Genomic DNA, 22,584 nt, shown 5'->3' with positions numbered 1-22,584 from the left:
GAAACTAAGGGTTTTTATTCAAAAAATGAGCCCAAATCATTTAGCCTCATTTCATTGAATATACCAGGTTAATTTATGCCATTCCTTTCAGCTTTTTTACCGCTTCCGTTATTTTGGGTACTACTTCAAACGCATCACCCACAATACCATAGTCGGCCGCTTTAAAGAAGGGGGCCTCGGGGTCCTTATTTATAACCACAATCACCTTACTCCGGTTCACTCCGGCCAGGTGTTGTATGGCGCCCGAAATACCAACTGCAATATATAAATTAGGCGCAATAGTAAGACCGGTTTGTCCAACATGTTCGTGGTGCGGGCGCCAATGTTCATCGGCCACCGGGCGGCTGCAGGCAGTAGCTGCACCCAGGGCATGGGCCAGATCTTCTACCAAACCCCAGTTATCGGGACCTTTTAAACCACGACCGCCGCTTACCACTATTTCGGCTTCGCTTAAAGGTACTTCGCCACTGGCCTTATTTACAGCTTTTATTTTCACTTTGGGTGCATCAACGGTTGCGTCAAATGGCACCACTTCCGCAGATCCGCTGCCTTCAACCACCTGGTACGAATTGGGGTTGAGGGTAATGATCTTTATATCGGAATTGATGGTAAGATTTGCAAAAGCCTTACCCGAAAAAACGTTTTTCTTTACAGTGAAACCGTTGGCAGTTTCAGGCAAACTTACGGCACCCGGTACCAGTCCGGCTTTCAGGCGGGCACTCAGGCGGGGCGCGATAGCTTTACCATCAACGTTGTTGGAAAAAACGATCACTTTTGAGCCGGCAGCCTGTGCAACCTGGGCAATTACTTTTGTAAAAACCTGCGCATCGAAGTGATTAAGGGTATCATTGGCCACATGATGTATCTTTTTTACCCCATATTTTCCCAGCGCTGCTAATTGATCCGCAGCAACAGCACCCAATACCACCCCCTCAGCAGTAGTACCCAATTGTTCTGCTACTTTGGCGCCATAACTTAATACCTCGTAAGAGGCTTTTTTTACATGGCCATCGGCCTGATCTATGAATATTAAAACTGACATGTAGTTAAAGTTGATAAGTTAACAAGTTGGTAAGTTAACAGGTTGAAAAGTTGACAAGGCAATCCAACTTATCAATTAGATGATTTTCGCCTCTTCGTGTAGTAAACGCACCAGTTCTGCCGGATTGTCGGCATTGACCAGTTTAACACCCGCTTTGGCCGGCGGTAATTCAAAACTGGCCACAGTGGTGAGCGTATCGGCAGCAACGGGTTCCAGTACTTTTAAAGGTTTGGTGCGGGCTCCCATAATGCCTTTCATGTTGGGTATCCGTTGTTCGGCCATCCCTTTCTGACAGCTGACAACTACGGGCAAATTCACCTCGCACATTTCTTCGCCACCTTCAATTTCGCGGGTGATGGTAGCGGTAGTGCCATTTAATTCAAATTTTATTGCCAGTGACACATAAGGCATATCGAGCAGTTCAGCCACCATGCCACCAATGGATGAACCATTGAAGTCGATGGTTTCCTTACCGGTAAAAATGAGGTCGTAATTGCCTTGTTTAGCTACTTCGGCAATTTGCGAAGCAATGTAAAAACTATCTGTGCTGGTTGTGTTTACCCGAATGGCTTCATCGCCACCCAGGGCCAGGGCCTTGCGGATAACCGGCTCGGCATCGGCACCACCCACATTTATCAGGTGTAATACAGTAGCAGGGTCTTTTTCTTTCAGTTCTATGGCGCGAACCAGCGCATACCATTCATCATACGGGTTGATGATCCATTGTACGTTGTCCTGCGCAAATTTCGTATTGTTATCGGTGAAAGCTATTTTTGCCGTGGTATCCGGCGTTTTGCTGATGCAAACTAAAATCTTCATTGGCAATAGATTTAGTATTTAATCATTGGTTGTTTATGCAACCATCATGTATACAAATATAAGTGCCATAAAGATACATTTTGATATTTTATTGTTTTTTTAATTGAGGGATAATGGACCGAATAACCAAACTGAAGGAATTTTTGCAGGCCAACCCCCGCGATAGTTTTCTGAAACATGCGCTGGCACTGGAATACGTAAAGATCGAAGATGATAAAACTGCCCGGGAAATTTTTGAGGAAATACTTACACAAGACCCCGGTTATATAGGTTCTTATTATCATTTGGCTAAATTATTAGAGCGTACAGGCGACACTAACGCGGCCATACAATGGTATGAAAAGGGGATGGAAGCCGCCAAAAAAGCAGGCGACAACCATGCGTATGGTGAGTTGAGAAGTGCGCACGAAGAACTAACTTTTTAAATTTCTGCATGAGTTTACTGCAACGATTTCAACAATACATTTCTGAAAATCATCTTTTTTCATCGGGCGATCCCTTACTACTGGCCGTGAGTGGAGGTATCGATTCGGTAGTATTGTGCGAATTGTGCAAACAGGCAGGTTACAGCTTCATCATTGCACATTGCAACTTTAAACTAAGAGGAGCCGAGAGTGAGCGCGATGCCGATTTTGTACAACAGCTTGCCCAAAATTATCAGGTCCCTTTTTTAAAAAAGGAATTCGATACGGCAGCGTTTGCTGAGAAGAATAAGCTGTCTATTCAGGAAGCCGCGCGGGAGTTAAGGTATTCCTGGTTTGAAGAGATACTGAAATCGGAAAATATCTCTGCCCTCTGCCCTCTGCCTTCCGCCCTTCTAACCGCCCACCACTTAGACGACAACATAGAAACCATGCTGATGCATTTTTTCAGAGGCACCGGCATACATGGTTTGCGGGGCATGCTGCCCAGGCAAGGTCACGTTGTACGTCCTTTGTTGTTTGCCCGTAAACAGGAGTTGAAACAATTTGCCACAGCAAACAATTTAGCCTGGGTAGAAGACAGCTCCAATGCGCTTGACAAATATTCCCGGAATTATTTCCGCAACCAGCTTATTCCGCTGGTGCAACATATTTACCCCGAAGCAGAAAATAACCTGGTTGGTAACCTGCGCCGCTTTGCCGATATGGAACAACTGTACGAACAAGCCCTTGCCTTGCATAAAAAGAAACTGTTGGAATTTAAAGGCGAAGAAGTGCATATCCCCATCCTGAAGTTGCAAAAATCGGAACCCCTGCATGCCATCGTGTATGAGATCATTAAGGAGGTTGGTTTCTCTGCGGCACAGGTAGAAGAAGTGATCAAATTATTAGGCAGCGAATCGGGCCGTTATGTACAATCGGCCACCCATCGCATTATTAAAAACAGGCGCTGGCTTATTATAGCGCCGGTAAAGGCGGAACAATCGCAAACGCTGGTGATAGATGCCGATGAGGAGCGCATTGTATTCGAAAATGGTGCGCTGGCGTTAACACAATTAAAAAGCACCAATGTACAATTGGTAAACGATCCGGCTATAGCCCTGATTGATAAAAGCACCTTACAATTCCCCCTGTTGCTCCGCAAATGGAAAAAGGGCGATTATTTTTATCCGCTTGGTTTAAAAAAGAAGAAAAAGCTCGCCCGTTTCTTTATCGATCAAAAGTTGTCCATGACCGATAAAGAAAAAGTATGGGTGCTCGAAAGCAATAAAAAGATCCTGTGGGTAGTGGGTCAGCGGATCGATGACCGGTTTAAAATTACCGATTCAACAAAACAGGTATTGCGCATACAGCTTACGAATAATAGCTAGCAAATGCGCGTACTTTTTGAATGAACTCCTCCAGTACGTGGTAATCTGACAGGAAATAACTGGTGATAAACAAAAACGCAATCCCATACAGTGCCCCAAAAATATGGGCGGAGTGATTGATGCCACCGCCACCGCGTTTATCGAGGTAAGAGGAAACCACCAGGTACACAAAGCCAAACACAAAGGCGGGCAAACCCCATTGCGGCGGCAAAAATATCAGTCCAATCTTCTGCAAAGGGTTCAAAACGATATAAGCAAAGATCACTGCCGAAATAGCCCCGGAAGCGCCCAGACTTCTGTAACGTTCGTTGGTGCGGTGTTTTAAATAGGTAGGCACCAAACAGGCAAACAGGGCCGTTATATATAATAACAGGTAAAGCAGCTTGCCTTTCTGCTCAAACACCATCATAAAGCTGCGCTCCACACTTTCGCCAAACATATAAAACGCATACATATTAAAGATCAGGTGGCCATAATTGGCATGAATAAGCCCGCAGGTTAAAAACCGGTACCATTGTTTATTGTAGGTAACGGCCGGCGGGTCAAAAATAAAATCATTGAAAACTTTATCATTCGAAAACGCTGTTATGGAAACCAGTACTGTAATAATGATAATGATCAGGGTTATGCTCATTGCTTGGTATTGATGGTCAAAAATAATAAGAAACAAGGTACACCCCATAGGTTGTAAGTACCCGGAAAGAGCAAAACTGGGGTATATAACTGAAAAGACTAGTGGTGATTGATGAATTTATTTCCCAAAAAATAGTGTTAATTCCGGTTTTGAAACAATTTTGCGTAGTCCTACGCTAACAAATCTCCAATTAATTATTTATTTTCATTCTCCAATTTTGAGTTCAAGTAATTGAAAACCATTAGTTAATGATTGGTTTTGCCAGGGTTGGGCAATTTTTACGTTTCCGGTAGAGTTGGCATGGTACGATATTGAATATATATAATACGATTCTGTGAGAAAGAGGTCCCGCCAACACAAAATGGGCAAAAGAGGAAACAATACACATTAAAAAGGGAATAGTCTTCATAGGTATATAATGGTCCTCCCGATACATCGGGAGGACTTTTTTCATTTTTTGCATATTACCTTTGGGCATTAAATCACTTTATGCCTGGCAATATTTTACTCATCGATGATGAAGAACAGCTGCGAAAATTATTAAGCCGTATTATTTCACTGGAAGGTTTTACTGTTGATCAGGCGGGCACGCTTAAAGCAGCCTGGGCACAGTTGGCGCAAAAAGAACCCGACATCGTATTGTGCGATGTTAAACTACCAGACGGAGATGGGGTTCGTTTTGTAAAGGAACTAAAGGAAAAATATCCCCTCATCGAGATCATCTTACTAACTGCATTCGGAAATATTCCTGATGGCGTGCAGGCCATCAAAAACGGTGCGTTCGATTATATAACGAAGGGTAACGACAATGATCGCATTGTGCCGTTGCTGTACCAGGCGTTCGATAAAGCCACCGCGCAAAAGAGATCGGCCATTAAGATCAAGGATAAAGGCGCCTATACGTTTGATGATATTATTGGCCAGAGCACCCTCATAAAACAAGCCATTCAACTGGCGCAGCGTATTGCGCCGGCCAGCACCAACGTATTATTATTGGGCGAAACAGGTACCGGTAAGGAAGTATTTGCCAATGCCATTCATGCCAACAGCAAGCGGAGCGATAAAGCGATTGTGGCCATCAACTGCAGCGCTTTTGCCAAAGACCTGCTGGAAGGGGAGTTGTTCGGTCACAAAGCCGGTGCTTATACCGGTGCCAACAAAGACAAAAAAGGATTGGTTGAACTGGCCGACGGAGGCACCCTGTTCCTCGACGAAATAGGGGAAATGAATATCGATCTGCAGGCCAAGCTGCTACGGGTAATTGAAAACGGCGAATTCATAAAACTGGGTGACGTAAAAACCACCAAAGTAAATGTGCGCATTATTGCGGCTACTCACAGGGACCTGAGTAAAATGGTAGAAGATGGCACCTTCCGGGAAGACCTGTACTACCGGTTGAATGTATTTTCCATTTCCTTACCGCCTTTGCGCGAACATACCGAAGATATTGCGGCCCTTGCCAATCATTTTCTGGTCTATTATGCAGCTAAAGAAAACCGCCCGGTTTTACAGATCCAGAAAGAAGCGCTGCAGTTGTTGCAACGGCACAACTGGAAAGGCAATATCCGTGAATTAAGAAATGTACTGGAAAGAGCCACCATTATGGCGGAAGGCGACACCATTTTGCCCGAACACCTGCCTTTTGATATCCAGAAACAGGATAAAGGCGCTGCAAGTCTTACCCTCGCCAGTGTAGAGAAAGACCATATTCAAAAAGTACTGCGCTATACGAATGGGAATAAGACGAAGACAGCGGTGTTGTTAGGGATAGGGTTGACTACGTTGTATCGGAAGATGGAAGAATACGGTATTTAGTTGACGGGTTGACAAGTTAACCCGTTGACATGTTTTTAACGAAAAGAAGCTCGCCATTAATAGCGAGCTTCACGAATAGGGAACTTGTTAACCTGTCAACTTGTTAACCTGTTAACTGGCATTACTGTCTTACCAAAGGTGGATGTTGAATGGCGTTCACCACCACGGGATATTTTTCGATAGTTACATTACTGGGGTCCAGTCCGAAGTTGACGGATTCTTTTACACTCAAATATTTGAGGTTGAAGTAACTTTTCATCACAAAGTTCTTCCAGAACGACATCGCATTTTCGAACGACAGGAAGCTTTCCATCACCAAAAACCGGAGGTCACCGATCTTGGTTTCCTGATAATGTTGTTCACACCTGTTCGATACATCTACTTCGCCGGTTTTTACCAGTTCATTCACTACCTGTTGAAAGTAATAGTCGATCCGCGGCTCAATGCGGAAACCAAGGTTGAATTCCACGAAGTACACGTCGTCTTTAACGATCGTATCGACATGGTAACGCATGGCGTACGGTTCATCCAGTACGTTTACGTGTACAAACCAGTAGATGTCGGCCCGTTTGGGAGATTTAGACAGAATAGAATCGATGGCTGTCTTTTCTACTTTACGGGGTGTGCCGGAACTGGTAAGGTAAACCAGGTTGGTAGCGTATTTAGCGATCTTTTCATCAACGCTTAACTCCTTTAATAAAGGAATATAGGTTTCTATCGGAACCATTTTCTTCCATCCATTGGTGATGGTACGGCCCTTGCGCCACACATACATGATCAAAAACAGGGCACTACCGATCAACAGGGTTATCCAACCGCCTTCTTTTACCTTTTGCAGGTTGGCCGCCAAAAACGACAATTCTATCAACAGGAACAGGCCGGTAACCAGCGCCACCCAGATCATGGGCACCCGTTTGGCGTGCAGGTAGAAATTGATCAGCACGGTACTCATCAACATGGTAAGCGTAACACTTAAACCAAATGCCGCTTCCATTTTAGTGCTTTCTCTAAAGTATATTACCATACCCAAACAACCCGCCATCAGCAACCAGTTCACAAAAGGAATGTAGATCTGTCCTTTTATGTGACCGGGGAACAATACGCGGTGACGGGGCCAGATGTCGAGGCGAATGGCTTCATTCACCAGCGTAAAGCAACCACTGATCAGCGCCTGGCTGGCAATAATAGTAGCCAGGGTAGCAATAACCAGCGAAGGCAGGTAGATGGCATCAGGCACGATGTGATAGAACGGACTCACAGTACCTACTTCCTGACCAACGTGTTGTAACAACCAGGCCGTTTGACCGGCATAGCTCAATATCAGCATGATCTTGATATAGATCCAACTAATGCGAATGTTGTTTCTACCGCAGTGGCCCATATCACTGTACAGGGCTTCCGCACCCGTAGTACAAAGGAATATGCTACCCAATAACCAGAAACCGCCCGGCACTTCTCTCAACATCACATAAGCATAGTAGGGGTTTAACGCTTTAAATACGCCCGGTTCATGTCGAAGGGCCATTATACCCAATACACCAATAAAAGTGAACCATACAACCATCACGGGGCCAAACACCTTACCGATCTTATCGGTACCAAACTGCTGAAAGGCAAATAAACCAATCAGGATCACGATCACAATAGGCACCGTGTTGATATGCGGATTTATTTTTTGCAACCCTTCAATGGCAGAAGCCACTGAAATAGGCGGAGTAATAATACCATCGGCCATCAGGAAGGCGCCGCCGGCCATAGCCGGTATCAATAACCATTTGCCCCAGAAACGGCGGATTAGGGCATACAAGGAGAAAATACCACCTTCCCCCTTGTTATCGGCCTGCAGGGTGATGATTACGTATTTGAGCGTGGTTTGAAAAAAGAGTGTCCAGAAGATGGCCGAAAAAGCACCGAGGGCCACATCTTCGGTGACAACGCGGCCATGGAAAACTGCATTCAATGTATATAAAGGAGATGTACCAATGTCGCCAAACACAATACCGGTGGCGATCAAAATACCCGCTGCTGTGATTTTTTTGTGGAATACAGCCGGTGAAACTGTTGAACTCATTTTATTTACTTGTTTTAACCTTACCCGGAAGATTTGTTTTTCCGGGTTTAATATTAGTAGGGGACGGAGGTCAATTATTACAATGCAAGAAATGCATTTTTTATTGTAAAACCTTTCCATTTTGATAAAACACCCTTTCAAAATGGCATGGTCCTGAAAAAACACCGCATGAACCTTCGTTAGTAAAATCTTTGTATCTGATTGTCTTTTAATCTCTTGCTGTAGTTTCTTCTCTTTTCCTTTTTACGGCACCCGATTGGCTTTTGGTTAGCAAAATTTACAACCATGCTCACCCTGATTCTCTTTGCGGCCGGACTCGTTTGTTTTTACCTGTTTTATAAATCAATTGAATTTTTTGAAAAAATATAAACTATGATCAACGCATTATTCATTTTGTCAATACTGGTTTTTGGTTACCTGTTGTACGTATTAATTAAACCTGAAAAATTTTAATACTACCCTTTCACGACAATAACTCTCTAACATGAATACAGAACTATTTGGTGTCATAATGACCTTCCTGATTACTTTGCTAATAGCATTTCCCCTCGGAAAATACATTGCCAGAGTATTTAAAGGAGAACGCACCATCACCGATTTTATGAACCCGGTTGAACGGTTCATCTTCCGGGTATCCGGTATCAATCCGAATGCCAGCATGGACTGGAAACAATTCCTGAAAGCCATGCTCAGCATTAACATGCTGTGGTTCGTATATGCATTTTTTACCCTGATGTTTCAGGACAAATTACCCCTGAACCCCGATGGCAATCCTGGCCAAACGCCTGACCTGGCTTTTAACACGGCCATCAGCTTTTTGGTAAACTGTAACCTGCAACACTATTCCGGTGAAACAGGCGTAACGTATTTCACCCAGTTATTTGTGCTGGCCTTTTTACAGTTTGTAACGGCAGCCACCGGTATTGCTGCGCTGGTTGCTTTATTTAACGGGATAAAAGAAAAAACAACCAATAACCTGGGCAACTTCTGGAACCTGCTGGTTAAAACCACCACGCGGATCCTATTACCCATATGTATAGTAGCTGCCATATTGCTGGCGTTTAATGGTACCCCTGCCAGCTTTGATGGCAAAGACAGCATTGTTACGCTGCAGGGCGATTCGGTTCAGGTTTCGCGTGGGCCCGCAGCCGGCTTTGTAGCCATCAAACACCTGGGCACCAATGGCGGTGGCTGGTTTGGTGCCAACTCGGCCCATCCGTTGGAAAATCCCAACTACTTTACCGCCATGCTGGAACTCATACTGCAAACGATCATTCCCATTGCCATGATCTTTGCCATGGGCTTTTATATACAACGTAAAAAATTTGCGTATGTGATCTTTGGCGTAATGACGGTGGGGATGTTGTGCCTGCTCATTCCAACCATCGCTACCGAGTTACATGGCAACCCTGCTATTGCCAAACTGGGTGCTAGCCAGGCAACGGGTGCTATGGAAGGGAAGGAGGTGCGGTTTGGTCCGGCCCTGTCGGGATACTGGAGCATCATTACCACCATCATTTCAACCGGTTCGATAAACTCCATGCACGACAGTTCAATGGCTATCTCGGGCCTTATGCAATTGCTGGCCATGATGATCAATGCCTTTTATGGCGGTTGTGGCGTCGGCATCCTGAACTATTATATCTACATAATAATAGCCGTATTCATCTCGGGGTTAATGGTAGGCCGTACACCCGAATTTATGGGACATAAGGTAGAGGCCAGAGAGATCAAGATCGCCTCCATGGTGTGGTTGCTCTCGGCAATCCTTGTAAAAGGCGGGGCCGCGCTGGCTGCCTATATGGTAGCGCATCATCCCGATGTGGCCTGGGCTGTGAAACCTTCGGCCTGGCTGAATAATCCTTCGTATCACGGGTTCTCGGAAATGTTGTACGAGTTCACTTCGTCGAATGCCAATAACGGCAGCGGGTTCGAAGGGCTGGGTGATAACAATATCTTTTGGAATGTAAGCACCGGTATTGTGCTGATCCTGGCACGGTTCATACCCATCATTGGCCCTATAGCCATCGTTGGTTTACTGGCCAACAAGAAGTTCATTCCTGAGTCGCCGGGAACGCTGCGTACCGATTCGCTCACCTTTGGGGCCATGACCTTTGCCGTTATAGTAATAGTGAATGCATTGTCTTTCTTCCCGGCACTGGCATTAGGTCCGATAGCAGAATATTTCTCATTACAATAATTCAGAACTGAACATGTCAAAAAGAAAACGCGAAATAAAATTGTTTGAACCGGCGCTGGTAAATACGGCCATCAAACAATCCTTTATAAAATTGAGCCCCCGGTTAATGGTGAAGAACCCGGTGATGTTCACCGTGGAGGTTGGCACCTTTGTGATGCTGGCCGTAGTGATCTGGCAAATGATCACACACGATGCTACACAAGGCGCCCTGTGGTACAACATCGTAGTATTTGCCATTCTGTTCGTAACCGTACTGTTTGCCAATTTTGCCGAAGCGCTGGCCGAAGCAAGGGGTAAAGCCCAGGCGGAGAGCCTGCGCAAAACAAGGGAAGAAACACCCGCTAAAATGGTTGTATCACCCGGCGATATTTATGTAAAAGAAATAAAAGTAGTACCCTCTTCACAGCTTCGGTTAAACGACCGGTTTGTATGTGAAACCGGTGATGTAATTCCTATGGATGGCGAGATCATTGAAGGTATTGCCACCATCGATGAATCGGCCATTACCGGCGAATCGGCGCCCGTGATCAGGGAAGCCGGTGGCGACAAGTCATCGGTGACCGGTGGAACCAAAGTATTAAGCGACCGCATTGTGGTACAGGTGACCACCCAGCCCGGTGAAACTTTCCTCGATAAAATGATCGCACTGGTAGAAGGCGCCAGCCGGCAGAAAACGCCCAATGAAATTGCATTGACCATTCTGCTCGCTGCCTTTACGCTCATCTTTATAATCGTGTGCGTAACACTGAAACCATTTGCCGATTATGCCAATACCCCCATTACCATTGCCGCATTTATCTCCCTGTTCGTGTGTTTGATTCCTACTACCATTGGTGGCTTATTATCTGCCATTGGTATTGCGGGGATGGACCGGGCCCTGCGGGCAAATGTAATTTCAAAAAGCGGTAAAGCCGTTGAAACGGCCGGTGACGTGGATGTGCTGTTGTTGGATAAAACAGGTACCATCACCATCGGTAATAGAAAAGCAACGCATTTTTATCCTGCAAAAAATGTAGCGGAGAGTGAGTTTATTGACCTGGTAGTATACAGCTCCTTAGCCGATGATACTCCGGAAGGAAAATCTATAGTGGAACTGGCTGCCAAACAAAGCAGCCCTAATTCAACCGTTGATCAATTCCGTCATCAGAAGTTATCTGTGCAGGCGGCGCCGCTCACCTTTATCAAATTCACGGCAGAAACAAGAAGCAGCGGGGTTGATCTGCCCAATGGAACGAAGATCCGCAAAGGCGCCTTTGATGCCATTCGCAATCTGTCCATGAAAGCAGGCAACGGTATGCCGCTCGAAGTGGAAGACAGGGTAAAGAAGATCTCCAGCGATGGCGGTACGCCACTGGTAGTATCAGTGGATAATGAAATAAAAGGTGTGATCGAATTACAGGATATCATCAAACCGGGTATTCAGGAACGTTTTGCCCGCCTGCGTAAAATGGGGGTAAAAACGGTGATGGTTACCGGAGATAATCCCTTAACCGCAAAATACATAGCTGAAAAAGCAGGGGTGGATGATTTTATTGCCGAAGCAAAACCGGAAGATAAAATGAACTACATCCGCAAAGAACAGGCAACCGGTAAACTGGTAGCCATGATGGGTGATGGTACCAACGATGCACCGGCGCTGGCGCAGGCCGATGTGGGCGTGGCTATGAACAGCGGAACACAGGCGGCGAAGGAAGCCGGGAACATGGTCGACCTCGATAACGATCCCACCAAACTGATTGAAGTAGTGGAGATTGGTAAACAGTTGCTGATCACGCGTGGTACCCTCACCACTTTCTCCATTGCCAATGATGTGGCCAAGTATTTCGCTATCGTGCCGGCTTTGTTCATTGCATCTATTCCGGCCCTGCAGCATTTGAATATTATGGGTTTGAAAAGTCCGGAGTCAGCCATCTTATCAGCCATCATTTTCAATGCCATCATTATTCCGATGCTGATACCCCTGGCATTAAAAGGTGTAGCCTATAAACCAATTGGTGCCAGCGCGCTGTTGCGTCGCAACCTGTTGATCTACGGCGTTGGTGGTGTGATCGTTCCATTTATCGGCATCAAACTCATCGATATGCTGCTGGGGTTATTTATGTAAGAACACGAATATAAATAGAGTTGTCAAATAAATAAAAGTTACAAGTTACAAGGTACAGGTTACAGGGATGTCTGCTCAAGTGTCTTGTGCCCTGCAACCTGCAACTTGTAACAAAAAACTTTGTAAAAATGAAGAACTTTCTAATTTCAATTAAACTCACTTGCATCCTCATTATTTTATGTGGATTGGTATTTCCTGTGTTGATTGCCATGGCCGGCAAACTGGCGCCGGGTGGCGGCAAAGGGGAAACCGTGATGGCCCATGGCCGGGTTGTTGGCTATGCCAACGTTGGACAAAAATTTACTGAAGATAAATATTTCTGGGGCCGGCCTTCAGCGGTAGATTATAACGCTGCCGGTTCAGCGGGTTCTAATAAAGGCCCATCCAATCCTGACTATTTAAAAACAGTACAGGATCGCATCGATTCCTTCCTGGTGCATAACCCTGGCGTTAAAAAAGAAGAGATCCCTTCTGAAGTGGTAACGGCATCGGGTAGTGGCCTCGATCCTGATATTTCACCAGCATCTGCTTTCTTGCAGATAAAACGGGTGGCTGCTGTGCGTGGAATATCGGCTGATAAAGTAAAAACATTGGTTGATTCACATGTTCAAAAACCATTGCTCGGTTTGTTCGGGCCATCGAAAGTAAATGTGTTGAAATTGAATGTGGCGCTGGACGAACTGAAGTAATTAAATAAGACCATCAGGCGGGCAAACAATCAGAATGTGATGCCTGCCTGTGGTTCATAACTAAACAACGGATGAAACGAATCTTAAATGGTCTGGCGCTATTGCTGGCAACAGCCGGTATGGCGCAGGACACTGTAAAAAACGAAAACAAAGGGCAGGTAACCTTTAGCGGTTATGTTGAAGGATATTACAGTTATGATTTCGCTAAACCCAAAGACAATAACCGGCCAGGGTTTATATATAGTCACAACCGCAGCAATGAATTCAATGTAAACCTCGCATTTGTGAAAGGAAACTATACGGCCGATCGCATACGGGCAAATGTAGCTGTGGCCATAGGGACCTACATGAATGCCAACTATGCAGCAGAACCGGGTGTATTAAAAAATATTTATGAAGCCAATGTGGGCTATAAACTAAGCAGAACCAAAAACCTTTGGTTCGATATAGGTATTATGTCATCGCATATTGGCTTTGAAAGCGCCATTAGTAAAGATTGCTGGACGGTAACAAGAAGTTTACCGGCCGACAATTCCCCGTATTATGAAAGCGGGGCTAAACTTACGTACACAACGAATAACAATAAATGGTTATTCAGCGCCATGGCATTGAACGGCTGGCAACGCATTCAGCGTGTGGCCGGTAATTCATTGATGAGTTGGGGCACTCAGGTGCAATTCAGGCCAACAGATAAAATAATGCTGAATTACAGTACCTTTTTAGGGACAGATAAACCTGATAGCGCAAGGCTTTGGCGATATTTTCATAACTTATATGGGGTGTTTGAACTGAGCGATAAATTCGGTCTGACCCTTGGTTTTGACATTGGTCAGGAACAAGCTGAAAAAGGCGGGCGCCGACTCAATACGTGGTATACGCCGGTAGCTATTTTGCAATATGTACCGGTTGATAAATGGGCAATTGCCATCCGGGGAGAATATTATAGTGATGAACATGGTGTCATTTTCAGTACCGGTACACCTAATGGGTTTAAAACAGCCGGGTGTTCTGCCAATGTTGATTACCTGCCGGAAAAGAACATAGCACTCCGTTTGGAAGGAAGAATGCTGAGCAGCAAAGACGAGATATTTTTGAAAAGCAATGAAAGTACTACCGGCATCAATAGCGCCATTACTTTTTCTGCAGCCGTAAGTTTTTAAAAGATCATATGAACATACCCAATGATAAAGACGAACAGGTGCAACACTTCCTGGATATTGCCAACCAGTCTACGCGTGGCAAGCTGAAGATCTATATCGGTATGAGCGCCGGTGTAGGTAAAACGTACCGGATGTTACAGGAAGCGCATGACCTGCTTCGAAAAAACATCAACGTAAAGGTTGGTTATGTGGAGACGCATAATCGAAAAGAAACGCATGCCCTGATAGAAGGCTTGCCGCTGATTCCCCGGCGGCAGGTGTTTTATAAAGGTAAACAACTCGATGAACTGGATGTGCAGGCCGTGTTGTTATTACATCCCGAGGTAGTGATCGTTGATGAGCTGGCACATAGCAATATCCCGGGTAGTAAAAATGAAAAACGCTGGCAGGATGTGGTGGATATCCTGGATGCCGGCATTGATGTAATTACCGCTGTGAACATCCAGCATATCGAGAGCATCAACGAAGAGGTAAAACAGATAACGGGGGTAGAAGTAAAAGAAAGAGTGCCCGATAAGTTATTACAACTGGCCGATGAAGTAGTAAACATCGATCTTACGGCGCAGGAACTGATTACCCGGTTACAAGAGGGAAAGATTTACGACCATAATAAGGTACAGCAGGCGCTTACGAATTTCTTTCAGCCCGAAAAGATCCTGCAGTTACGCGAACTGGCGTTGAAAGAGGTGGCCGGCCAGGTAGAAAGAAAAGTAGATTATACGGTTACCAAGAATAAAACCTGGCAGCACGAACGTTTCCTGGCCTGTATTTCCTCTTCTCATGAAGCGGCCCAACGCATTATTCGAAAAACAGGGCGACTGGCATCGTATTACAATGCCGATTGGTTTGTTCTCTATGTGCAAACACCCGATGAAGAGCTGGATAAAATACCGCTGGCTGCCCAACGGCATTTGATAAACAACCTGAAACTGGCTACCGAACTGGGCGCCGAAGTATTGCAGGTAAAAAGTAAACACGTTGCAAACGAGATCATTCAAACAGCTATCGATAAAAAGATCACCACGATTTGTATCGGAAAACCACATTTGAATTTATTTCAGGTAATTTTGAGGACAAGCTTATTCAATCAATTGTTAAAAACCTTGTCTGAAAAAGATATTGATATTATTATATTATCGTAATGGCATTAAAGCTTAAAACAAAAGTAGCCCTGGGCGTAGGTTTTCTGTTCACATTACTGCTGCTGGTAGGCGGCGTAGGTTTTTATTATTTCAACAAGATCAGTCTGGAGTCGCGGGATGTGTTAAAGGATAATAATAAAAGTGTGGAGTATGGCCGCAAAATGCTCGATGCCCTGAATACCTGGGAAAAAGAACGGACTACCGCCCGCAAAGTATTTGAAGAGAACCTGTCGGCACAGGAAAGCAATGTTACGGAAAAGGGTGAATCGGATGTTACGCATGCATTGCATCAGGATTACAACGCCTTCCTGCAACACGACGACTCGATGCCCCTGCAACTGGCCTTGCAAAAGAACATCAGCCGCATCATACAGATCAACCTCGAGGCCATCAATGCAAAAAATGATATGTCGCAAAAGGCAGTCGACAATGCCAAGGTGATCATCACTATGATCATTACTTTTTGTTTGCTGATCGGATTTACATTCATTGTGAATTTTCCCGGGTTGATCGCCAACCCTATCATCAAATTAACAGAAGGGATAAAGGCCATTGCCAATAAGAATTACAGCCAGCGTATTCACCTGCAACGCAACGATGAGTTTGGTGACCTGGCAAAAGCGTTTAACGACATGGCCCAGCAGCTGGACGCGTACGAACACAGTAGCCTCGCACGCATTATGTTTGAAAAAAAGCGAGCTGAAACGGTGATCAACTCCCTGAAAGATGCCAGTATTGGCATCGATAAAAGCGGTACCGTATTATTTGCCAATCAGCAGGCACTGCAATTACTGAATCTGAAAGAAGCGGAGGTGGTTGGGCATGCACAGGCCGATATTCAAAAACGCAACGATCTGTTCCGGTTCCTGACCAATGAAGAAAACGGCATGCCGTTCAAAATAGTGGTGAATGATAAAGAAAACTATTTTACCAAAGAACAGATAGATATAGAACAGGAACAGGAGAAAACGGGGCATGTACTTATCTTAAAAAACATCACGCCTTATAAAGAACTGGATGTAGCCAAAACCAATTTCATAGCAACCATCTCCCATGAATTAAAAACGCCCCTGGCTTCTTCAGATTTTAGCTTGCGTTTACTGGAAGACGAACGCATTGGCAAACTCACCGATGAACAAAAAGAACTGGTGCAAAGCCTGAAAGACGATAACCAGCGGCTGTTGCGCATTCTAAGTGAGCTGCTTGATCTGTCGCAGGTAGAAAGCGGGAAAATACAATTAAACCTGCAACCGGTACCGGTAAATGATATAATCAACAAGGCGCTGGCTGCAGTACAAAATGCGGCAAGGGAAAAGAACATCCAGATAAAACAACAGCTCGCTGATAAACTGCCAGCGGTACGGGCCGATGCAGAAAAAGCCGTGTGGATCATCAATAACTTCCTCACCAACGCTATTCGCTATTCTGCGCAAAATGATCATATAATGGTAAAAGCCAGTCAGCATGATGCGGGTCATATTGAAATAGGTGTGCAGGATTTTGGCATTGGCATCGATGTTTCCCTGCAACAAAAAGTATTTGATCGTTTTTACCGCGTGCCCGGTATACATGAGAAAAAAGGAACAGGGTTAGGATTGGCCATCAGCAAGGATTTTGCCGATGCAATGGACGGAGAAATAGGGGTGGACTCAACCGTGGGCAAAGGCAGTTACTTTTTTTGCCGCTTTAAGGTAGCCACCCCCCTGGGGCCAGTTTAGTTGAACCTGGCTACACTTAAAATGATTATACAGCCAATAATAAGTACTGAAAGCAACTGAAACAGGGAGATCTTTTTCCGGAGGTCGGCAAAAGAGACCTTTATTTCATTGTTGATGCCTTTTTTCAGCTGGCCAAGGTTTCTTGAGTAGAAGATCCTTACTACCATCAGCACTATCAACAGCCCGATCTTTATCCGGAACCACAATTGCGGACCATATACCTGGTGCATCTGGATCATCATGCCTATACCCATTAAAACAGCTACTCCCAGACAAATGCCCATAATGCGGTTGTATTTGCCTGTGGTATTGAACAGGGCCCTGGTGATAGCGGCGTCTTTATCGCTGTACTGCCACAGTTGATTGCTGTTGACTATATTGGCGATCAGCGTGCCGGTAAATAAAGCGAATGCGCTTAAGTGAATAATAAGGAAAGTCAGATAAACGGAATGAGGTTTCATATACGGCTTACTTTATAACAAAGTAAGCCCGGATAACTGGTAGCTACCCGTGATAAAGGTCACAAAATGGGCGACCGCATTCTTTTGTTGCGGATGCGGCTTAACGTTTCCCGTTTTACACCCAGGTACGAGGCTAACTGCGAAATAGACACGCGTTGCAATAATGCGGGATCGTGCTGTTCCAAAAATTCGTACCGGCCTTTGGCTGTGAGGATGCGGAATAATTGCATTTGTCGTTCCTGTTTGGCGGCAATAAGTTCCAGGTTCTTTTTCCCCGTCTCTTCCAGTTCCGGGCATTGCCTGGTCGCTTCCAGCAGGTCTGGTTTATCAATACGGTGCACGATCATGGGTTCGCAGGCCACCACGGCAAAATCGGCAGGTATATTGAACACATAGCTGTTCTTATGGGTCACCGTATCGAACTCGAAATAAAAACTGAGGTTTACTTCCAGCCCATCCTGGATATTGAAAGCCCGGCAATATCCCTGTTCAATGATATACAAACTCTGGCAGGGCTTCCCGCACCGGATCAATGTTTCACCTTTCTTATACTCGATCCTGGTAAACAAGGGAAGAAGCGTGTCTTTACTGCGTTCAGAAAGATCACGGAATTTCTTAAGGTTGTTAAAAAAGGTCTCCATAACGCGCTAATCAACATCCTTTACCGGCTTATGGTTTAGTCTTCTTTACAAGAGGCAGAATTCAGGGCTGAAAGGCAGGATAGTGCAGGGAGATTCAGTCGACATTTACTGTTGCCTAATCCTTTCACCAAACACAAACCATAGATATTCCACCCCTTATAAGAGGTGGGATATCTTCGGGTCATCTGCGGGATATCTATGGAATATCTATGGAATATCTCTTATAATGGCCTGAATTATAGATGACTTTCAATACACTTCTGAATACAGTGCAGAAGGCTTTTGATTGGCCAACGTGTAAAAGACATTTTTACAATAAAAGTCAACAAATTTGATAGCGGTTCCGGCACCCAAACCCGGTATACAAAACTCCGGCTGGGTACGCGATCCCGGCACTATGCCAGCGTGTTTCAAACCATTATGCCTATGTTGAAAAAAGAAAAGGTAGGCGCTATCAACTGGGGTTTTGTAAGTGGTAAAACCAATACCATTTTTGCCTGGGATACACCCTTGCCGAATATGAAAGAACCGCCGCTGTGGTTCCATGATATCCTGCGGCAGGATGGTACACCTTTCAGTAAAGATGAAATTAAAGTGATAAAAGAACTGACCGGAAAAACTAACAGGTAATATATTTTAAAATAGATATATCTCTTGGCGTGTATGGAACACCAGTACTGGTGCGGCATACACGCTTTTTTGCGTTGGAGCAGAAATTAAAATTAAAACAATAAACCCACTAATTTTGTAGACTAAGTAAAACGTATTAATATTGTACCATAATTGAACTGGAAATAGTTTATTGAATGATTGAAACTGCACTCATGTCAAATTCATATTTTATAATCATGTCCCCGGCGCCTGTTTTACTTACAACGGGCCGTTGTTGTTGTTGCTGAACGTTTCATCCATAGCCCAGACGATCAATTAACGCTGTACATAAATATTTCATTTGGTATGAATAGGTCAAACATCAATTTAAAACGAATTGAAAGTCGCTTAGGCCGTGCCGGCCCCATAAAGGTTAGATAGGAAGGAAAAAGAAGCCGGAATAGTTGCGAGCTATCCCGGCGGAAAACAAGGCGTTAAGGGCGGATAGAGATTGCGAGTCAAAGTCTGCCCCGCCTTATTGTTAATTACCAAAACAAAGATAATGACAAAAGCTGTTAGTGCGTGGCTTCTGCCCGCACTGCTTGTTCCGTTTATTTCATTTTCGCAGGAAAATGCCCCTGCAGACCCTGCGAAGGCTGCGAAAGTGAATGCCAATAATATTACCATCTCCGGTCGAATTCTCGACGATAAAACCAAAGCGCCCCTGGCTGGTGCCACCATTCACATCAAGAATACTACCCATGAAGTGGCAACTGATGAAAAGGGTTCGTTTCAATTTTTGACCGGTCAACGGCTGCCGATGGTATTCATCATTACTTATGTAGGATACCAGCCGCGCGAATTAACCATCAATCAGGCCGATAATAATATCATTACCCTGCACGAAACCAACTCACAATTGAACGATGTGGTAGTAGTGGGGTATGGCACGCAACAACGCAAAAACCTCATCAGTTCTATTTCAAAAGTAAATGCCGCTGAAGTAAAAGACATTCCGGTTGCCGGAGTAGATGCCCAATTGCAAGGTAAGGCGGCAGGTGTACAGATCAACTCCAATGCGGGAGTACCCGGAGATGGCGTATTCATTAGGGTACGTGGCGCTACTTCCATCAACGCCAGCAACGACCCTTTGTATGTGGTAGATGGCGTGTTTATCAATAACACCAGCCTACAAACCGTAAGCACCGGTGGACGTGCCACTTCACCCATTGCCGACATCAACCCTGCCGATATAGAAAGTATTGAAGTGTTGAAGGATGCGAATGCTACGGCTATCTACGGGGCACGCGGCGCCAATGGCGTAGTGATCATCACTACCAAACGCGGTAATTATAATGCAACGCCCCGGATAAATGTAAAAGCGTCACAAGGCTGGGCCTGGGCCCCTCAGTTGTGGGATTTAACCACCGGGCCGCAACATGCCGAACTGGTGAATGAGTTTTATGCCAACTCGTACCAGGATGCACTGGCTGCTAATGACGCCGCAGGTATTGCCAAATACAAATACCTTCCATTTCGTGCGTTGACCGACAATCCCGCTGCTACACCAGCACCCCGTGGATTGCCCGAAGAACAACAAACATACGACCGGTTGCATAAAGTATTCCGCACCGGTTTGCTCAATGAATATGACGCCTCCTTACAGGGTGGCAGCAAGTCCACTAAATATTATATCGGTGGTGGCTATACCAAACAGCAGGCAGATATAAAACCCATTGACTTCAGCAGGGCCAGCTTCAAACTGAACCTCGATCAGAAAGTAAATGAAAAAGTACAGGTAGGAGTGAGCAACAGCCTGTACCGCACCTTCAGGAACCAGGCGCGTTCAGGCGATGGCCCGGCCGGTGGTTTGTTGCAATCAGCTTTGCACACGCCAACATATTTGCCCGAAACAAATGCAGATGGTACACCGGCCCGATGGGCAGGTTTTGATAACCTGGATGTACTGATCAATAACTATGATGTAAATACGATCAGTTTGCGTTATATCGGCAACCTGTATTTGGATGCGGAAATAATACCCGATCTGAAATTCCGCACCAGCTGGAGCCTCGATTACAATCATTATAATGAATCGGAATACTGGAACAACTTAACACAACTAGGCGCAGCGCCCACAAATGGCCTGGCTACCTCTATTCAAACCCAGAACACCACCTGGATCAATGAGAATACCCTGCAATACCGGAAGAACCTGTTCGGCGGTCATGCATTGGGGATCCTGGTAGGGAACTCTATTCAGGGTAATACCTTACGGACTGACTCTTTATCCGGTTCCGGTTTTCCTAATAATTCATTCCGGTCAATTGCCTCAGCAGCGAACCGTTCTTCTTCCCAGAAATTTACCAAGGGTAACCTGGTGTCGTTTTTTTCAAGGGTGGATTATAACTACAGTGGTAAATACTTTTTAGAAGCCAGTATCAGGGCCGATGGTTCATCGCGTTTTGGGGAGAACAACCGCTTTGGTTATTTCCCCTCAGTGGGAGTAGCCTGGCGGTTACGGGAAGAACCTTTCCTGAAGGGCGTTAGCTGGTTGAGTGATCTGAAACTTCGTGCCAGCGTGGGGTTAACGGGTAACCAGAATGGCATCAATAATTTTGCGGCACAAGGTCTTTGGACCGGAGGTGCCGGTTATCCCGATGCAACGGGTGGTACCGATCAACCCGGGACTGCACCACAACAATTAGGCAATGCCGATCTGAAATGGGAGAAAACACGCCAGGCAAATGTAGGGGTGGATGTAGGATTGCTGAACGGACTGGTGAATGTAGAAGTGAATTTCTATAACAAGTATACCACCGATGCCTTGTTGCAATTACCCATACAAGCAATCTCTGGTTTCAACTCCTATGCAGCCAACGTGGGTGAGATCAGCAATAAAGGTTATGAAGTAAGCATCTTCTCTAATAACATTCGTAGAAAAGATTTCAGCTGGACAACCAGCTTCAATATTTCCGGAAATAAGAACCGGATCGAAAAACTGCCTACACCCATCAGTTATTACAACCGTGACTGGATCCGTTTACAGGAAGGATATTCCCTGTATTCATTCTGGTTGTACAAACAACAGTACGTAGATCCGCAAACCGGTCAGGCTGTATTTGAAGATGTGGTGAAAGATGGTACCATCAACACTTCCGACCGCCAGATCATTGGCAGCGCCATCCCTAAATTCTTTGGTGGTATTACCAATAACCTGCGCTATAAAGATTTTGACCTGGGCATTGCTTTCACCTATCAATATGGCAACAAGATCTTTAACCTCAATCGCTTTTTTGGTGAAGGAGGTGGCACCCGCGATGCCAACCGTGTTTTGTTTGCCAATCAGTTGAAAAGATGGCAACAGCCCGGTGATATCACCGATGTGCCCCGGTTAACTGCTTACGGAAACAACTACACGTTGGAACAAAACAGCCGTTTCCTGGAAGATGGTTCCTTTATAAAATTAAGTTCAGTAACATTCGGGTACTCCATCCCACAGCGTATTGTTACCAAAGCTCATTTGCAGGGTGTTCGCCTGTATTTTGTTGGCAGCAATTTATTGTGGATCAAAAAATACTCAGGACCTGACCCGGAATCGAACGTGACGGGCATTCAAAATGTACAAGGCCTCGACCTGGGTACACCACCACAACCACGCACTGTTCAGTTCGGTGTAAATGTTACGTTGTAAACTTCTCAAAA

The 22,584-nt window shown here is 45.2% G+C and carries 18 protein-coding genes; 12 read left to right on the top strand and 6 right to left on the bottom strand.

What is annotated here, in order from left to right; all coding sequences use genetic code 11:
- Positions 1-73: 73 nt before the first annotated feature.
- Both BMX95_RS15135 and BMX95_RS15130 read right to left on the bottom strand, forming a co-directional pair.
- Complete coding sequence (locus BMX95_RS15135) at positions 74-1,042, bottom strand: electron transfer flavoprotein subunit alpha/FixB family protein (RefSeq protein ID WP_081203281.1); 969 nt, start codon at positions 1,040-1,042, stop codon at positions 74-76.
- A 75-nt stretch (positions 1,043-1,117) separates the two neighbouring features.
- On the bottom strand, positions 1,118-1,861 hold the full coding sequence (locus BMX95_RS15130) for an electron transfer flavoprotein subunit beta/FixA family protein (protein WP_081203280.1): 744 nt from the start codon (positions 1,859-1,861) through the stop codon (positions 1,118-1,120).
- Between the two features lie 113 nt (positions 1,862-1,974).
- Between BMX95_RS15130 and BMX95_RS15125 the strand changes: the two genes are divergently transcribed.
- Both BMX95_RS15125 and tilS read left to right on the top strand, forming a co-directional pair.
- Positions 1,975-2,286: a tetratricopeptide repeat protein gene (locus BMX95_RS15125; protein ID WP_081203279.1), complete on the top strand. Its 312-nt coding sequence runs from the start codon at positions 1,975-1,977 to the stop codon at positions 2,284-2,286.
- 8 nt (positions 2,287-2,294) lie between these two features.
- Entirely contained in the window at positions 2,295-3,653 is a 1,359-nt protein-coding gene (tilS, locus tag BMX95_RS15120) for a tRNA lysidine(34) synthetase TilS (RefSeq protein ID WP_081203278.1), read from the top strand.
- Here tilS and BMX95_RS15115 read toward each other — a convergent pair.
- Positions 3,637-4,287: a rhomboid family intramembrane serine protease gene (locus tag BMX95_RS15115; protein ID WP_081203277.1), complete on the bottom strand. Its 651-nt coding sequence runs from the start codon at positions 4,285-4,287 to the stop codon at positions 3,637-3,639. The two genes, tilS and BMX95_RS15115, sit on opposite strands and share 17 nt — an antisense overlap.
- Before the next feature lie 489 nt (positions 4,288-4,776).
- On the opposite strand from BMX95_RS15115, the gene BMX95_RS15110 reads away from it, so the two are divergent.
- Positions 4,777-6,102 (top strand): sigma-54-dependent transcriptional regulator, encoded by a 1,326-nt coding sequence (locus tag BMX95_RS15110; RefSeq protein WP_081203276.1) that lies wholly within the window; start codon positions 4,777-4,779, stop codon positions 6,100-6,102.
- Positions 6,103-6,223: 121 nt separating this feature from the next.
- On the opposite strand, the gene BMX95_RS15105 is transcribed toward BMX95_RS15110, so the two are convergent.
- Positions 6,224-8,173 (bottom strand): KUP/HAK/KT family potassium transporter, encoded by a 1,950-nt coding sequence (locus BMX95_RS15105; RefSeq protein WP_081203616.1) that lies wholly within the window; start codon positions 8,171-8,173, stop codon positions 6,224-6,226.
- Positions 8,174-8,545: 372 nt separating this feature from the next.
- Between BMX95_RS15105 and kdpF the strand changes: the two genes are divergently transcribed.
- The 7 genes from kdpF (at position 8,546) to BMX95_RS15070 (ending at position 17,186) form a co-directional block, all read left to right on the top strand.
- Positions 8,546-8,626, top strand: coding sequence for a K(+)-transporting ATPase subunit F (kdpF, locus tag BMX95_RS35850; protein ID WP_014220321.1), 81 nt, complete (start codon positions 8,546-8,548; stop codon positions 8,624-8,626).
- A 31-nt stretch (positions 8,627-8,657) separates the two neighbouring features.
- Positions 8,658-10,373: a potassium-transporting ATPase subunit KdpA gene (gene kdpA / locus BMX95_RS15095; RefSeq protein ID WP_081203275.1), complete on the top strand. Its 1,716-nt coding sequence runs from the start codon at positions 8,658-8,660 to the stop codon at positions 10,371-10,373.
- 13 nt (positions 10,374-10,386) lie between these two features.
- A complete protein-coding gene (gene kdpB / locus BMX95_RS15090) occupies positions 10,387-12,477 on the top strand; it encodes a potassium-transporting ATPase subunit KdpB (protein ID WP_081203274.1) in 2,091 nt (696 codons plus the stop codon).
- A 128-nt stretch (positions 12,478-12,605) separates the two neighbouring features.
- Positions 12,606-13,166, top strand: coding sequence for a K(+)-transporting ATPase subunit C (locus tag BMX95_RS15085; protein ID WP_081203615.1), 561 nt, complete (start codon positions 12,606-12,608; stop codon positions 13,164-13,166).
- 71 nt (positions 13,167-13,237) lie between these two features.
- The gene (locus BMX95_RS15080; protein ID WP_081203273.1) at positions 13,238-14,326 is read left to right on the top strand and encodes a porin; all 1,089 of its coding nucleotides are present in this window, start codon (positions 13,238-13,240) and stop codon (positions 14,324-14,326) included.
- An 8-nt stretch (positions 14,327-14,334) separates the two neighbouring features.
- A complete protein-coding gene (locus tag BMX95_RS15075; RefSeq protein ID WP_081203272.1) occupies positions 14,335-15,468 on the top strand; it encodes a sensor protein KdpD in 1,134 nt (377 codons plus the stop codon).
- Complete coding sequence (locus BMX95_RS15070; protein ID WP_081203271.1) at positions 15,468-17,186, top strand: sensor histidine kinase; 1,719 nt, start codon at positions 15,468-15,470, stop codon at positions 17,184-17,186. The genes BMX95_RS15075 and BMX95_RS15070 overlap by 1 nt, the downstream gene beginning before the upstream one ends.
- On the opposite strand, the gene BMX95_RS15065 is transcribed toward BMX95_RS15070, so the two are convergent.
- Together BMX95_RS15065 and BMX95_RS15060 are read right to left on the bottom strand one after the other, a co-directional pair.
- Positions 17,183-17,647 (bottom strand): hypothetical protein, encoded by a 465-nt coding sequence (locus BMX95_RS15065; RefSeq protein ID WP_081203270.1) that lies wholly within the window; start codon positions 17,645-17,647, stop codon positions 17,183-17,185. The two genes, BMX95_RS15070 and BMX95_RS15065, sit on opposite strands and share 4 nt — an antisense overlap.
- Positions 17,648-17,706: 59 nt before the next feature.
- Positions 17,707-18,288, bottom strand: coding sequence for a Crp/Fnr family transcriptional regulator (locus BMX95_RS15060; protein ID WP_081203269.1), 582 nt, complete (start codon positions 18,286-18,288; stop codon positions 17,707-17,709).
- Positions 18,289-18,714: 426 nt separating this feature from the next.
- On the opposite strand from BMX95_RS15060, the gene BMX95_RS15055 reads away from it, so the two are divergent.
- Positions 18,715-18,918, top strand: a complete 204-nt coding sequence (locus BMX95_RS15055) for a hypothetical protein (protein ID WP_207631696.1) — start codon at positions 18,715-18,717, stop codon at positions 18,916-18,918.
- Between the two features lie 523 nt (positions 18,919-19,441).
- Positions 19,442-22,573 (top strand): SusC/RagA family TonB-linked outer membrane protein, encoded by a 3,132-nt coding sequence (locus BMX95_RS15050; RefSeq protein ID WP_081203268.1) that lies wholly within the window; start codon positions 19,442-19,444, stop codon positions 22,571-22,573.
- The last annotated feature ends 11 nt before the right edge of the window (positions 22,574-22,584 follow it).

It is taken from the genome of Niastella yeongjuensis (genome assembly GCF_900110245.1).
In the GTDB taxonomy this organism is placed as follows: domain Bacteria; phylum Bacteroidota; class Bacteroidia; order Chitinophagales; family Chitinophagaceae; genus Niastella; species Niastella yeongjuensis.
The sequence above is the reverse complement of the archived record's forward strand: the minus strand, read 5'-3'. Positions and strand labels throughout refer to the sequence as shown.

Bases quoted from the DNA above. Each gene is read 5' to 3' on its own strand.
- BMX95_RS15135 (WP_081203281.1), bottom strand. From the start codon at position 1,042: ATGTCAGTTTTAATATTCATAGATCAGGCCGATGGCCATGTAAAAAAA.
- BMX95_RS15050 (WP_081203268.1), top strand. From the start codon at position 19,442: ATGACAAAAGCTGTTAGTGCGTGGCTTCTGCCCGCACTGCTTGTTCCG.
- BMX95_RS15105 (WP_081203616.1), bottom strand. From the start codon at position 8,173: ATGAGTTCAACAGTTTCACCGGCTGTATTCCACAAAAAAATCACAGCA.
- BMX95_RS15055 (WP_207631696.1), top strand. From the start codon at position 18,715: ATGTTGAAAAAAGAAAAGGTAGGCGCTATCAACTGGGGTTTTGTAAGT.
- BMX95_RS15060 (WP_081203269.1), bottom strand. From the start codon at position 18,288: ATGGAGACCTTTTTTAACAACCTTAAGAAATTCCGTGATCTTTCTGAA.
- tilS (WP_081203278.1), top strand. From the start codon at position 2,295: ATGAGTTTACTGCAACGATTTCAACAATACATTTCTGAAAATCATCTT.
- kdpB (WP_081203274.1), top strand. From the start codon at position 10,387: ATGTCAAAAAGAAAACGCGAAATAAAATTGTTTGAACCGGCGCTGGTA.
- kdpF (WP_014220321.1), top strand. From the start codon at position 8,546: ATGATCAACGCATTATTCATTTTGTCAATACTGGTTTTTGGTTACCTG.
- kdpA (WP_081203275.1), top strand. From the start codon at position 8,658: ATGAATACAGAACTATTTGGTGTCATAATGACCTTCCTGATTACTTTG.
- BMX95_RS15085 (WP_081203615.1), top strand. From the start codon at position 12,606: ATGAAGAACTTTCTAATTTCAATTAAACTCACTTGCATCCTCATTATT.
- BMX95_RS15075 (WP_081203272.1), top strand. From the start codon at position 14,335: ATGAACATACCCAATGATAAAGACGAACAGGTGCAACACTTCCTGGAT.
- BMX95_RS15130 (WP_081203280.1), bottom strand. From the start codon at position 1,861: ATGAAGATTTTAGTTTGCATCAGCAAAACGCCGGATACCACGGCAAAA.
- BMX95_RS15070 (WP_081203271.1), top strand. From the start codon at position 15,468: ATGGCATTAAAGCTTAAAACAAAAGTAGCCCTGGGCGTAGGTTTTCTG.
- BMX95_RS15115 (WP_081203277.1), bottom strand. From the start codon at position 4,287: ATGAGCATAACCCTGATCATTATCATTATTACAGTACTGGTTTCCATA.
- BMX95_RS15125 (WP_081203279.1), top strand. From the start codon at position 1,975: ATGGACCGAATAACCAAACTGAAGGAATTTTTGCAGGCCAACCCCCGC.
- BMX95_RS15065 (WP_081203270.1), bottom strand. From the start codon at position 17,647: ATGAAACCTCATTCCGTTTATCTGACTTTCCTTATTATTCACTTAAGC.
- BMX95_RS15110 (WP_081203276.1), top strand. From the start codon at position 4,777: ATGCCTGGCAATATTTTACTCATCGATGATGAAGAACAGCTGCGAAAA.
- BMX95_RS15080 (WP_081203273.1), top strand. From the start codon at position 13,238: ATGAAACGAATCTTAAATGGTCTGGCGCTATTGCTGGCAACAGCCGGT.